Source organism: Leisingera coralii, from assembly GCF_049056525.1.
Lineage (GTDB): Bacteria > Pseudomonadota > Alphaproteobacteria > Rhodobacterales > Rhodobacteraceae > Leisingera > Leisingera coralii.
On record NZ_JBHUPT010000054.1, the window covers coordinates 1 to 13,037 of the forward strand.

The following is a 13,037-nucleotide window of genomic DNA, read 5'->3' on the forward strand; positions in this document are numbered from 1 at the left end:
GGGTGCGGCGCCGGGCCCAACTGGCGAAGGTCCCCGCAAGGGGGCCTGAGCCAGGCGGGAGCGCCTCTGGATGCGGCTGAAAGCCCGTCAGTTGCCCAGGATGTCGCGCAGGATATTGTCGACCGCACGGCCCAGCTCCTGGCCGAGGTTCGGCCCCTGGCGGCGGCGGTGCTCGCGGCGGGTTTCCTGCGGCGGCGGCGCAATCGGGGCGGGCTCCAGCATCGGCAGCGGCTTCGGCTCCAGCCCCTCGTGCACCCGCACCATGGTCTCGCGCCAGATCTCCGCCGGCAGGCCGCCGCCGGTCACGCCCGAAAGCGGCGTGTTGTCGTCATAGCCCATCCAGACACCGGCCACGTAATCGGCGGTAAAGCCGATGAACCAGGCATCCTTGGCCGCAGAGGTGGTGCCGGATTTGGCCGCCGCCTGCCAGCCCGGGATCTGCGCCCGCTGGCCGGTGCCGCCGGCAATCACCTTCTCCATCATCCAGACCAGCTGCTGCGCCGCCTCGGTGCGGATCACCCGCTCGCCGATGCCGCCGCTGGCGCCCATCAGCGCATCGCTGTCCTCGACCAGCTTCAGCTCGGTCACCCCGTAAGGCGTCACCGAGGAGCCGCCGTTGAGGATACCGGCATAGGCCCCGGTCATCTCCAGCAGGCTGCTTTCGGAGGCGCCCAGCGCCAGCGCAGGCCCGGCCGCCAGGTCGCTGTCGATGCCGAAGTCCTTGGCCACACGGCTGACCTTGTCGCGGCCCACCGCCTCCGAGATCTTCACCGCCGGCACGTTGAGGGAATCCCGCAGCGCGCGCGCCAGCGTCACCTCGCCATAGAACTTGCGGGTGTAGTTATCGGGGCACCATTGGCCGGAGCCGGGAATGTTCAAACAGTATTTTGCGTCCAGCACCCGGTCATAAGGCGAATAGCCCAGCTCCAGCGCGGTGGCATAGACAAAGGGCTTGAAGGCCGAGCCGGTCTGCCGCTTGGCCTGGGTGGCGCGGTTGAACACGCCCGAGACCTTGGTCTTGCGGCCGCCGACCATCGCGCGCACAGCACCATCGGCGCTCATCACCACAATCGCCGCCTGCGCCTTGGAGCCCGGGCGGACCTTGTTCTCGAATACGTACTTCAGCGCTTCCTCGGCCGCCGTCTGCAGGCGCTGGTCCAGGGTCGAGCGGATCACCACGTCCTCGGTGGTCTGGTCGCCCAGGAAGTCCGGGATGGTGTCCATTACCCAGTCGGCAAAGTATCCGCCGGCCCGCGCCGCGGCGGCCTCGCTCAGCTCTGCCGGGTTGTCCTGGTTGCGCTTCATCTCCGCCGTGGTGAGATAGCCCTGCTCCTGCATCAGCCGCAGCACGGTGGCGGCCCGGTCCTGCGAGCGCTGCAGGCTGTTGGTCGGCGCCAGCGTCGAGGGGGCCGTCAGCAGCCCGGCCAGCATCGCGCCTTCGGCCGGGTTCAGCTGGTTGGCGGATTTGCCGAAGTACCGCTGCGCCGCGGCCTCGGCGCCATAGGCACCGCCGCCCATATAGGCACGGTTCATGTAGATCGAGAGGATCTCGTCCTTGGTGTATTTGGCCTCCAGCGCCAGGGCAAAGATCGCCTCCGTCGCCTTGCGCCACAGCGAGCTCTTGCGGCAGTCGGCCTCATAAGCGCTTTCGCTCTTCCACTCAGCGGGGTCATAGACCCGGCCCAGGCACAGGAGCTTGGCGGTCTGCTGGGTGATGGTGGAGCCGCCATGGCCGGACAGCGGCCCGCGGCCCTCGCTGAGGTTGATGCGCACGGCGCTGGCGATGCCGCGCGGCGAGATGCCGAGGTGGCGGTAGAAGCGCTTGTCCTCGGTTGCGACAATCGCGTTCTTCAGATGCGGTGAGACGGTATCCGCCGTCACCACGCCGCCGAACTGGTCGCCGCGCCAGGCAAAGACCTCGCCTTCGTGATCCAGAATCGTGACGGACCCGCGGGCGCGGCCGTCCAGATAGGCCGAGACGTCCGGCAGCTTTGCATACTGAAACGCCACCGCCAGACCGACCAGCAGGCAGACCACCATGCCGATGCGCCAGGTGAATCCCCAGACCAGCCGGAACGCCCAGGCAAAGGGTGCCAGCAAGAGGCCGATGATCCCGCGCTTCTTCGGCGCGGGCCTGGCGCGGGCCTTCTTGCGGAACAGCAGGCCAAGCAGCCCGGGCTTCTTCGTCTTGCGCGCGGGCTTCCTGCGCGCAGGCTTTTTGGCGGCGGCGGGCTTGCCCTTGCCGCCTGCGGAATAGCGTTTTTCTGCCACCAGAGGCTTGCGCCCGGATCCTTGAGCCATCGTCATTTCCTGCCCGGTTTGCCCGATTGCCGCGACAATACTCTGCCTGCCGCGGATTGTAGAGGGGGCAGAATCCGGACCTTTCCCCTTTTGCCAGATGTCCGGTTTTTAAGCGAACCGCGCAAAAGGCGCAAAATTATTGTGCGCCCGCAGAAAGACGCGCGGAAACTTGCTGGCCGTTTCTTTGCACGACTCGGATGGGCGGCTTTGCTGCAAGTGCGAAATGCATCGGCATGGGGCCGGCGTAAGCAAATGCAGGGGATGCTGCGATGAAAATGATCATAGCTGCCATCAAGCCCTTCAAGCTGGACGAGGTCCGCGAAGCGCTGACCTCGCTGGGTGTGAGCGGGCTGATGGTCACCGAAATCAAGGGCTTTGGCGCCCAGGCCGGGCACACGGAAATCTACCGCGGCGCCGAGTACGAAGTGAATTTCTTGCCAAAGCTGAAGCTGGAACTGGTGGTGCCCGCGGATCAGGCCGAGCAGGCCGTCAGCGCCATCGCCGAAACCGCCCGCACCGGCAAGATCGGTGACGGCAAGATTTTTGTTCTGGATGTGGAACAGGCTGTGCGGGTGCGCACCGGCGAAACCAACCTCGAGGCGCTTTAAGCGCGCCCGGCATGGAGGAAAGACTTATGAAGCAACTGAAACTCCCCCTGGCAGCCTTGGCGCTGACCGCGCTGCCGGGCCTGGCGCTGGCCCAGGACGGCCCGGCCTCGGGCGTGAACCCTTCGACCGATACCGTGTTCATCCTGAACTCGCTGCTGTTCCTGGTGGGCGGCTTCCTGGTGTTCTGGATGGCGGCAGGTTTTGCCATGCTGGAAGCGGGCCTGGTGCGCTCCAAGAACGTGACCATGCAGCTGACCAAGAACATGGCGCTGTTCTCGCTGGCGGCGGTGTTCTACTGGCTGATCGGCTATAACCTGATGTATCCGCTGGGCAGCTGGTCCGTGGACGGGGTGCTGTCCGGCGTCTTTGGCCCCGGCGTTCTGGAGGCCGTGGGGATCACCGCGGAAGGCGCGGATGACTATTCCTATGCCTCCACCGGGTCGGATTTCTTCTTTCAGCTGATGTTCTGCGCCGCCACCGCGTCGATCGTGTCCGGCACCCTGGCCGAGCGCATCAAGCTGTGGCCTTTCCTGATCTTCACCATCGTGCTGACCTCGGTGATCTACCCGATCCAGGCCAGCTGGAAATGGGGCGGCGGCTTCCTGGAGGAGATGGGCTTCCTGGACTTCGCTGGCTCGACCGTGGTGCATTCGGTGGGCGGCTGGGCCGCGCTGACCGGCGCGCTGATCCTCGGCCCGCGTATCGGCAAGTACAAGGACGGCAAGACCATCCCGATGCCCGGCTCCAACCTGGCGCTGGCGACGCTCGGCTGCTTCATCCTGTGGATGGGCTGGTTCGGCTTCAACGGCGGCTCGCAGCTGGCGATGGGCTCTGTGGGTGATGTGGCGGATATCTCGCGCATCTTCGCCAACACCAATGCCGCAGCCGCAGGCGGCGCCGTGGCCGCGCTGGTGCTGACCCAGCTGCTGTTCAAGAAGCCTGACCTGACCATGATCCTGAACGGCGCGCTGGCGGGCCTGGTGGCGATCACCGCCGAGCCGCTGACCCCGGGCCTGGGCCTGGCCACCCTGATCGGTGCGATCGGCGGCGTGATCGTGGTCTTCGCAGTGCCGTTCCTGGACAAGCTGCAGATCGACGACGTGGTCGGCGCCATCCCGGTGCACCTGATCTGCGGCATCTGGGGCACCGTGGCCGTGGTTCTGTCGAACCCCGATGCCAGCCTGCTGAAGCAGCTGACCGGCATCGCCGTGGTGGGTGTCTTCACCGTTGCTGCCTCGGCCGTGGTCTGGATCATCCTGCGCGCCACCGTGGGCATCCGGGTGGGCGAAGAGGACGAGGTCAACGGCCTCGACATGGCGGAGCTGGGCATGGAAGCCTATCCCGAGTTCTCGCCGAGCTGAACCGTCCAGCCTGCTGAACAACAGAAACACGGCCCCCGGGGCCGTGTTTTGCTTTTCTCCGGACAGACCGCGGGACCGCGCCCGCTTTCACACCAAATGCCCGGCAATCTGTGCTATACTTTTACGCTCTACTCACGGGACAAAGGATATTGAAATGACGATATTCCGTGTGAACACCGACCGCGACATGGCCGAGGTGGTGAAGAAGGGCCCCCAGCGCATCAAGGACAAGGAACTTGTGAAGGCGCTCAAGGAATTCAGGGATCTCGACAAATGGCGCAGCGCGCTGGACGACCTGAAGTATCTTTCGGACCTCAACGTCAAACGCGCGCGCACCGTCTATTCGATTTGCGACAAGCGGCTGAAGGACAAGGGGCTGTCGAAGGACGACAAGGGGGAACTGCTGTTCATCCGCAAGAAAGCCTATGAATTCACCATGTCGATGAAGAAGCTTGGCTTCGTCTGACCGCTTTTGCCGCGTCCGGCGCACAAGAAAACGCGCCCCCAGCGGGGCGCGTTTGCAGATCAGCCCGCTTGCATAGGCCCGCGGGCGGTGCTGTTGAGCCTGGCGTCAGCTTTTAGGCACCACGATCACTTTGGGAGCCGCCTTCTGATCGCGGTAGTCGCGGCGGTCCTCGGCGCGGTCCAGGTGATCCTCCACCACGTCCCAGACGCCGGTATCCACGGCTTCATCGCGGCGGTTCTCGCGGCGGTCGGCGCGGTTTTCCACCCGGTCGATGACTTCACCGTTCGCAGCAAAAGCCGGGGCAGCCAGCGGCAGGGCAACGGCGGCGGACAGGATCAGGGCGAGGGCAGATTTTGCGAGGGTCATTTCAGGTCTCCTAGGCTGTGTTACGCGTGACTTCCGCAAGCACAAACGCGGGCTGCGGCCGCTTCCGTCGCCGCCCCCAGGATTACCTTGCGTCAAGCAGCAGCCTGCACCGCGCCAGCGGTGCCACGCCCAAGCCTGCAAGGGGCTTGGCGCAGCCAGGGCACGCTGCCAGGCGCGGGAGCCTGCCCTTGCAGAACCGCAGATCACCGCTGTTGCGAGCAAAAGTTTTCTGAAAACTTTTGCCTGAGACTTTTCAGAAAAGCCTTAGGCGCCGCCCCAAGAAAAAACGCGCCCGAAAAAGGGCGCGCTCCTGACTTTCAAAGCACCTGAAGCTCAGACGCCGGCGTCAACAATCGCCTTGGCCAGCACCGGCACGGTCTTCGCGTTAAGACCGGCAATGTTCAGGCGGCTGTCGCCCACCATGTAAATGCCGTTGTCCACCCGCATCTTCTCAACCAGCTCCGGCGTGGTGCCCAGGAGCGAGAACATGCCGCGGTGCTGGGCGATGAAGCCGAACCGGTCGGACCCGGTCAGCCGCTGCAGCTCATCCGCCAGCTGCTGGCGCAGGCCCAGCATGCCCAGGCGCACTTCTTCCAGCTCCGCGGCCCAATCGGCGCGCAGCGCGTCGTCGTTCAGGATCATCGTCACCAGACGGGCGCCATGATCCGGCGGGAAGGAGTAATTCTGCCGGTTCAGGAAGGCCAGCGTGCCCTGGTTCAGCGCCTGCGCGGAGGCATCGTTCGAGACAGCCATCAGCAGGCCGGTGCGCTCGCGGTAGATGCCGAAGTTCTTGGAGCAGCTGGCCGCGATCAGCGTCTCGGGGCAGCTGGAGGCCACCAGCCGCACGCCCAGCGCATCTTCTTCCAGACCGTCGCCAAAGCCCTGATAGGCGATGTCGATCATCGGGATCAGGCCGCGCTCATTCAACAGCGCGATGACCTCTTTCCACTGCACCTCGTTCAGGTTGGCGCCGGTCGGGTTGTGGCAGCAGCCGTGCAGCAGCACAACGTCGCCCTTCTGCGCGCCCTTCAGGTCTTCCATCATGCCGTCGAAGTTCACGCCGCGGGTGTCGCGGTCGAAGTAGCGGTAGACGACGGTTTCGATGCCAACGTAGTTCAGGATCGACACGTGGTTCGGCCAGGTCGGATCCGACACAAAGACGTGCGCCTTGGGGTTGGCCATCTTGATCAGCTCAAACGCCTGGCGCACCGCGCCGGTGCCGCCGGGGGTGGCAGCAGCCGCGATGTTTTCACGGGCAACCGCATCGCCCAGGATCAGCTTGATCATCGCGTCCGAATAGGCCGGATCGCCGGCCAGGCCGACATAGGACTTGGTGGTCTGCTCTTCCCACAGCTTGTGCTCCGCCGCCTTGATGGCGCGCATCACCGGGGTGACGCCCTCGGCGTTCTTGTAGACGCCGACGCCAAGGTCGATCTTGTCCGCGCGCGGGTCGTCGCGGTACATCTGCATCAGCGCCAGGATCTTGTCGGCGGGCTGGGGTTTCAGGGTCTCGAACATCAGTTCTCTCCGGTAGCAACGGGAAGGGTCGGGAAGGCACCCCATTCCACCCAGGACCCGTCATAAAGCGAATGATCGGTCTTGCCGATCCGCTCTAGGGCGAGGCTGAGGATGGCGGCGGTGACGCCCGATCCGCAGGAAGTAATCGCAGGTTTGTTCAGATCGACGCCGGCGGCCTCAAAGGCGGCGCGGATGCCCTCGGCATCCTTCATGGTGCCATCGGCGTTCAGCACCTGGCCGAAAGGCACATTGCGGGAGCCCGGGATATGGCCCGCGCGCAGGCCCTCGCGCGGTTCCGGCGCGTCGCCGCGGAATCGCTCGGCAGAGCGGGCGTCGATGATTTCATGATCGCCCAGCTTGGCGGCGGCGGAGACCTGGGTCACGTCGCGCACCATGTGGTTCTGCACCCGCACGGTCATATGGCGGTCGCGGATCACCGGCGGCAGGTCCTCGACCGGATGGCCCTCGGCCTGCCACTTCGGAAAGCCCCCGTCCAGCACCGCGACATTGGTCTGCCCCATCAGCCGGAACAGCCACCAGACGCGGGCGGCGGAAAACAGGCCGGCACCGTCATAGACCACCACCTGATGGCCGTCGCCCACACCCATCGCCCGCAGCTTGGACATGAACTTCTCGACCGGCGGCACCATATGCGGCAGGTCGGAACGGTTGTCGGAAATTTCGTCGATATCGAAGAACCGTGCGCCGGGGATATGGGCAGCCTCATATTCCGCCTTGGCGTCGCGGCCCTGCTGCGGCAGATACCAGGAGGCGTCCAGCACCCGCAGATCCGGGTCCTTCAGATGGGCGGCAAGCCAGTCCGTGGAAACCAGCGTCTTCGGATCGTCCTGCATCAAAGCGTCTCCCTATCTGCATATAGCGCCATGGGTACATCCGGCAGCACAGCGGTGCAAGCTATCCCCGCCTTCTACCTGCGGTTACAAAATTCTTGCGGGGATTTAACGGGCCGGCGATAACAGGGAACACTGTTTGAGCTTGTTATTGCAGAGGCGTATTGCCATGCCCGGTTTCCGTCGCATTCTTTCAGCCCTTCTCGTTTCCCTTTGCCTGGCCAGCCCCCAGGCGGTGCGCGCAGACTGCGTGGAAATCGGCAAAACATGCATAAATGACAATGACTTGAAGGCGCAGGTCAGGATTGGCCGCCATACGCCGGACCTGCAGGGGCTGGAGCGGTTCACCCAGCTGACAGAGCTGACACTGATGGCCGATCTGCGGTTTGATGCGCCGGTCGACCTGTCGCCGCTCACTGCGCTGCCAAACCTGGAACGGCTGGCGCTGGTCAGCATCACCGCGCCCGATATTGCTCCGCTCACCCGGCTGCCGGAGCTGAAGCGGCTGAGCCTTGATTCTGTCCACGCGCCGGACTTCACCCCGCTGGCCAGCATGACCGGGCTGGAGCACCTGTCGGTCTGGGGCGTCGAGGAAGTTACCGACCTGTCCTTTATGCGCGGCCTGATCCGTCTGCAAAGCCTGAATATCGCCGATTCCGGCGTCACCGACCTGAGCCCGCTGGAGGACCTTGAAGAGCTGGAGATCTTTCTGGCCTTCAACACGAAGGTGTCCGACCTGAGCCCGCTGGCGGCGGCCAATCTGCGGGTCGCCTGGATCTCCAACTGCCCGGTGGAAAGCGTCGCCGCGCTGGCCGCCTCGGACCGGCTGGAGATGCTGCGGGCGGATGGCACCCGGCTGCAAAGCCTGGAAGGCCTGCAGAACAAGCCGGCGCTGCAAACGCTGATCCTGTCGGACACGCAGGTGGCGGAGCTGGCGCCGATCGCGGATGCGGCAAACCTGAATGAGCTGGCGCTGGACGGCACACAGGTCAGCGATCTTTCTCCGCTCGCTGGTCTGAACGCGCTGCGCAAGCTGACCCTCAAGGGCACCGCGGTCGCCAGCCTGGCGCCGCTCGCGGGCAAGAACCTGCGGGAGCTTTCGGTGACCAACACGGCGATCGCGGAGCTCGACGGGATCGAAGGCATGGATCAGCTTTGGGAGCTCAGCATATCGGGAACCGGCATTCGCGATCTGACACCGCTCACCCGCTTGAAAAAGCTAGCCATCCTGCGGGTGATCGGCCTGCCCGCGGGGGCGCTGCGGCCGCTTCTGGAGATCGACAGCCTGCGGATCGTCTTTGCCGGCCCCGCCCTGAAGTCCCACAAGCGCCTGCTGGGCCGGGAGAAGATCACGGAATACATTTCCAGCGTACAGTAGGCCGCCAGGCCTCGCCTGCCTGGATCAGCGTCAAACAGATCCGCCAGCTTTTTCCGGCCACCTCAGGCCACCACCCGCAAGCGCGGCGCTGCCGGACGGGCTGCCGCCTGCCCCGCCGAAAACCGGTGCGCAAAGGCGAGCCCCGCGCGGATAACATGCGGGTCCATCTGCCCGCCGGTGGCATCCGCGACGGCGTCGCGCGCCCCTGGCGTCTGGTCCCGGCGCATGTGGTGCAGCATCCGCAGCAGCGCCGCCTCGTCCGGGGTCACCGTGCCGCGAAGCTCCAGGTCAAAGGGATCGATAAAGGAAAACTGCCCGTTCCGGCTGTCCAGCACCGCACGCAGCAGCTTCATCAGCGCCTGCGCCGCGGGCAGCCCGATGGCTTCGCCCCAGCGCTCCGCCGCCGCCATATAGGCCCGCTGCCAGGCCTGGCTGTCCGGTGTCTCATAGCTCAGCAGAAACTGCCGCAGCACCGGCAGCAGCCCGGTCTCGAATTCGTCGAATTGATGCGCCGCCAGCCCGGCCTCATGCGAAACTTTACTCATCCGCTTTTCCCTTGGTGAAGTCTGGGCAGCAGGCGGGCTGTCCTCTCCGTCCGGGCTTGATCCAAAGGCGAATCTGCTGGGCAGCATTTGTCTGACTTATTTAGTCAGGCATTGCAATGGCCGGGAACGGTCCGAACCCGGCACCACAGGGCGGCAGGCGCACGCCGCCTGCTTCTTTCTGGTTCAAAATACCCCGGGTGAATTGGCCGCCAGGCCAAGAGGGCAGAGCCCTCCCCTGCCGGAACGCTGCCTCAGCGGGCGTCCTTCAGCAGCCGCTGCTTCTGGCGGCCCCAGTCGCGCTTGGCCTGGGTTTCGCGCTTGTCATGCAGCTTCTTGCCCTTGGCGATGCCCAGTTTGATCTTGGCGCGGCCCTTGTGGTTGAAATAGATCACCAGCGGCACCAGGGTCATGCCCTTGCGTTGGGTCAGGTTCCACAGATCCGACAGTTCCTTGCGCGACACCAGCAGCTTGCGGCGGCGACGCTCCTCGTGCTTAAACACCTTGGCCTGCTCGTAAGGCGGGATGTAAGAGTTCACCAGCCACAGCTCGCCATTCTCCACCGCGGCGTAGCTGTCCGCGATATTGGTGCCGTTGCCGCGCAGCGCCTTGACCTCGGACCCTTCCAGCACGATGCCGCATTCGATATCGCTTTCGATCGCGTAATCGAAACGGGCCCGCCGGTTCTCGGCGATCACCTTGTAGTTCGGGTCTGATGTCTGCTTCTTCTTGGCCATGGGCGGCAGATGTAAGGCCGCGCGGCGGCGGGTGCAAGATGGCGCTCACACCTTGCGGCTGCGCAGCAGCGTGAAAACACCACTGCCGACGATGACGGCGCTGCCGATCAGGGTCAGCGCATCGGGACGTTCGCCGAACACCAGCACCCCCAGTACCATGGCAAAAACCAGCCTTGTGTAGCGGAACGGCGCGATGACCGAGATTTCCCCGGCCCGCATCGCCCCCGACAAGGCGTTATAGGCAATCACCCCGATCACCGTCGCTGCGCCGATATCCAGCCAGTTGCGCGGGGCCGGCCAGACCGTGCCGCCGGTCCAGCCCAGCGCGATCGCCCCGGCCACCACCAGCATGGCGAACCCCAGGAACCCCAGCTGGTTGTTGCTCATGTCCTTGGGTGCCGCGCGGGTGGCCAGGTCACGGCCTGCAAATCCCAAAGTGCCAGCCACCGCAAACAGCGAGGCAGGCTCAAACCCGCTGAGGCCCGGGCGCAGGATCAGAAGCACCCCGGCAAAGCCCAACCCGATTGCCAGCCAGCGCCGCCAGCCAACGGTCTCACCAAAGAACACCACCGCGCCAGCGGCCACCACCAAGGGCGTTGCCTGCAGGATGGCCGAGGCTGAGGACAAGGGCGTCAGCGCAATCGCCAGAGTGAAACACAGGCGCCCCACGACCTCCGCCAGGGAGCGCCACAGCATCGGGCGCGTGCCGAACCCCGGGTGCCAGGGGGCGTGACCTTGCGCACGCGCCAGCGCTGCGAATACTGCCATGCCGCCGAGGCCAAACAGGATCAGGATCTGCCCCACCGGCAGGCTGGCGGCGGCGGATTTGATGAACATGTCCTCCAGCGCAAAGGCCGCCATGGCCAGCACCATCAGGAAGCTTCCGCGCAGCGTGTCCATTCCGGTGCTCCTCAAATCCCTAAAACTCAATCACTTGCGCAAGTGGTAGGCAGCCTGGAGAAAATACACAAGTGAAGCACATCAATCCCGCTGCGTCAGACCCGCCTGCCGGTAGTGGTGCATGTTGAGGAAGGCCGCGCCTGTCTCCAGGCTGCGGTAGCCATGCGGCTGGTCAGCGGCAAAGCGCAGGCCCTGGCCTGCTTCCAGCGGCACCCATTCCCCGTCCTTCAGCACCTCCATGGAGCCATGCAGCACAAAGACCTCCTCGGTCACCCCGGTGTCGTGCGGCTGCGACTGATGGCACTGACCCGGCTTCAGCGTGACCTGAAAGGTCTCGGCCCCCAGGAGCGGGTCAAAGGGGAAAACGATCTTGACTCCGATGCTGCCGGGAAACTGCACCGTCTCATAGACCCCGGCGGCCTCCCCCACCGGCCGGGTTGCCTCGCCGATCAGGGTGGTCAGCGGCAGGTGGAACCCCTTGGCGATCTTCCACAGCGTCGCAATCGTCGGGCTTGATTCGCCGCGCTCGATCTGCCCCAGCATCGCCTTGCTGACCCCGGTCGCCTCCGCCGCCTTGGACAGGCTAAGTCCCGCCGCCGCGCGGATTTCCCGCAGGTTCAGGGTGATGCCGTCATCGCTCATTGTCTTTGCCTCTGCACTATCTGGCAAAAAAATCTGGCAAAAAAGCCTTGTGCGTTATAACGCACAGAATGTAGTGTGCGCTATAACGCACAAAACCCCTACCCGATCCGGCGCCAGAGGAAAACCCGCATGCTCAAGGATCTGAAGCTCTCGCATCTTGTCTCCGGCGCGGTTGCCGTTCTGGTCGGCTACACCGGTTCGGTCGCCATCATCTTCCAGGCGATCGAGGCGGTGGGCGCGACCCAGTCCCAGGCCAACAGCTGGATGCTGGTGCTGGGCCTCGGTATGGGGATCACCAGCCTGATCCTGTCGCTGATGTACCGGATGCCGGTCCTGACGGCTTGGTCGACGCCGGGCGCGGCGCTGCTGGCGGTCAGCCTCAACGGTGTGCCGCTGGCGGAGGCGGTGGGCGCCTTTCTCCTGTGCGCAGTCCTGCTGACCCTCACCGGCATCACCGGCTGGTTCGCCGCCCTCTCCCGCCTGATCCCCGACAGCCTGGCCAGCGCCATGCTGGCGGGCATCCTGTTCCAATTCGGCCTCTCCGCCTTCACCTCGCTGCAGACCGACACCGCGCTGGTGGCGGTGATGGGCCTCACCTTCCTTGCGGGCCGCAAGCTGTTTCCCCGCTACACCATCCCCGCGGTGCTGGCCGCGGGCGTGGTCTGGTGCGCAGGCACCGGCGCATTCGGCAGCCTGGAGGCGCTGGACCTGACGCTGGCCCGGCCGGAGTTCGTCATGCCCGCCTTCTCGCTGCCGGTGCTGATCGGCATCGGCCTGCCGCTCTACATCGTCACCATGTCCTCGCAGAACATGCCCGGCGTGGTGGCGCTGAAGGCCTGCGGCTATGAACCGCCGGTGTCGGCCAGCCTCACCGTTACCGGCCTGGCCTCGCTGATCCTGGCGCCCTTCGGCGGCTTCGCCTTCAACCTCGCCGCCATCACCGCCGCGATCTGCGCAGGGCCGGAGGCGGATGAGAACCCGGACACCCGCTATCTGGCGGGCGTGATGACGGGCCTTGTCTATATCCTGGTGGGGCTTGGCGGCGCCACCGTCATCAGCCTGTTCCTGATCGCGCCCAAGGCGCTGGTTGCCGCCGTAGCGGGGCTGGCACTGCTGGCGACCATCGGCAACAGCCTGTCGGCCGCGCTGGCAGAACCGAAGGGGCGCGAGGCGGCGCTGATCACCTTCATGACCACGGTCTCCGGCATCAGTTTCCTGGGAATCGGCGCGCCGTTCTGGGCGCTGGTGCTGGGGCTGGCGGTGAATCACTGGCTGAAGCCCCCCGAACCCGCCCCGGTACGCGCCTGAGAACCACCGCCAGAGACATTTCGCCACTTAAATCCGGCGCAATCTGCGCCAATATTACC

The 13,037-nt window shown here is 65.1% G+C and carries 13 protein-coding genes; 5 read left to right on the plus strand and 8 right to left on the minus strand.

Translation table 11 applies throughout. The features are described 5' to 3' along the window. Window positions 1–87 precede the first annotated feature (87 nt). A complete protein-coding gene (locus ACFMBG_RS16550; RefSeq protein WP_421055804.1) occupies window positions 88–2,301 on the minus strand; it encodes a transglycosylase domain-containing protein in 2,214 nt (737 codons plus the stop codon). 269 nt (window positions 2,302–2,570) lie between these two features. On the opposite strand from ACFMBG_RS16550, the gene ACFMBG_RS16555 reads away from it, so the two are divergent. From ACFMBG_RS16555 to ACFMBG_RS16565, 3 genes are all read left to right on the plus strand, one after another. After that, entirely contained in the window at window positions 2,571–2,909 is a 339-nt protein-coding gene (locus tag ACFMBG_RS16555) for a P-II family nitrogen regulator (RefSeq protein WP_421055805.1), read from the plus strand. 26 nt (window positions 2,910–2,935) lie between these two features. After that, window positions 2,936–4,270, plus strand: a complete 1,335-nt coding sequence (locus ACFMBG_RS16560; protein WP_421055806.1) for an ammonium transporter — start codon at window positions 2,936–2,938, stop codon at window positions 4,268–4,270. 154 nt (window positions 4,271–4,424) lie between these two features. Further along, a complete protein-coding gene (locus tag ACFMBG_RS16565) occupies window positions 4,425–4,736 on the plus strand; it encodes a hypothetical protein (protein ID WP_421055807.1) in 312 nt (103 codons plus the stop codon). A 105-nt stretch (window positions 4,737–4,841) separates the two neighbouring features. On the opposite strand, the gene ACFMBG_RS16570 is transcribed toward ACFMBG_RS16565, so the two are convergent. The 3 genes from ACFMBG_RS16570 to sseA all read right to left on the minus strand — a co-directional run bounded on the left by ACFMBG_RS16570 (window position 4,842) and on the right by sseA (window position 7,474). After that, window positions 4,842–5,102, minus strand: coding sequence for a hypothetical protein (locus ACFMBG_RS16570; RefSeq protein WP_421055808.1), 261 nt, complete (start codon window positions 5,100–5,102; stop codon window positions 4,842–4,844). Between the two features lie 333 nt (window positions 5,103–5,435). Then, window positions 5,436–6,620 carry an amino acid aminotransferase gene (locus ACFMBG_RS16575; protein WP_421055809.1) on the minus strand — a complete coding sequence of 395 codons (1,185 nt, stop codon included), beginning with the start codon at window positions 6,618–6,620 and terminating at the stop codon, window positions 5,436–5,438. Continuing rightward, complete coding sequence (gene sseA, locus ACFMBG_RS16580; protein WP_421055810.1) at window positions 6,620–7,474, minus strand: 3-mercaptopyruvate sulfurtransferase; 855 nt, start codon at window positions 7,472–7,474, stop codon at window positions 6,620–6,622. The genes ACFMBG_RS16575 and sseA overlap by 1 nt, the downstream gene beginning before the upstream one ends. Before the next feature lie 283 nt (window positions 7,475–7,757). Between sseA and ACFMBG_RS16585 the strand changes: the two genes are divergently transcribed. Continuing rightward, window positions 7,758–8,849: a leucine-rich repeat domain-containing protein gene (locus ACFMBG_RS16585; RefSeq protein WP_421055811.1), complete on the plus strand. Its 1,092-nt coding sequence runs from the start codon at window positions 7,758–7,760 to the stop codon at window positions 8,847–8,849. A gap of 62 nt (window positions 8,850–8,911) precedes the next feature. On the opposite strand, the gene ACFMBG_RS16590 is transcribed toward ACFMBG_RS16585, so the two are convergent. The 4 genes from ACFMBG_RS16590 to ACFMBG_RS16605 all read right to left on the minus strand — a co-directional run bounded on the left by ACFMBG_RS16590 (window position 8,912) and on the right by ACFMBG_RS16605 (window position 11,670). After that, window positions 8,912–9,394 carry a hypothetical protein gene (locus ACFMBG_RS16590; protein WP_421055812.1) on the minus strand — a complete coding sequence of 161 codons (483 nt, stop codon included), beginning with the start codon at window positions 9,392–9,394 and terminating at the stop codon, window positions 8,912–8,914. A 251-nt stretch (window positions 9,395–9,645) separates the two neighbouring features. Next, window positions 9,646–10,128 (minus strand): SsrA-binding protein SmpB, encoded by a 483-nt coding sequence (smpB, locus tag ACFMBG_RS16595; RefSeq protein WP_222479055.1) that lies wholly within the window; start codon window positions 10,126–10,128, stop codon window positions 9,646–9,648. A gap of 45 nt (window positions 10,129–10,173) precedes the next feature. Further along, window positions 10,174–11,028, minus strand: coding sequence for a DMT family transporter (locus tag ACFMBG_RS16600; protein WP_421055813.1), 855 nt, complete (start codon window positions 11,026–11,028; stop codon window positions 10,174–10,176). A gap of 81 nt (window positions 11,029–11,109) precedes the next feature. After that, window positions 11,110–11,670: a helix-turn-helix domain-containing protein gene (locus tag ACFMBG_RS16605; RefSeq protein ID WP_421055814.1), complete on the minus strand. Its 561-nt coding sequence runs from the start codon at window positions 11,668–11,670 to the stop codon at window positions 11,110–11,112. Between the two features lie 129 nt (window positions 11,671–11,799). Here ACFMBG_RS16605 and ACFMBG_RS16610 point away from each other — a divergent pair, with 129 nt between their 5' ends. After that, window positions 11,800–12,978, plus strand: coding sequence for a benzoate/H(+) symporter BenE family transporter (locus ACFMBG_RS16610; RefSeq protein ID WP_421055815.1), 1,179 nt, complete (start codon window positions 11,800–11,802; stop codon window positions 12,976–12,978). The last annotated feature ends 59 nt before the right edge of the window (window positions 12,979–13,037 follow it).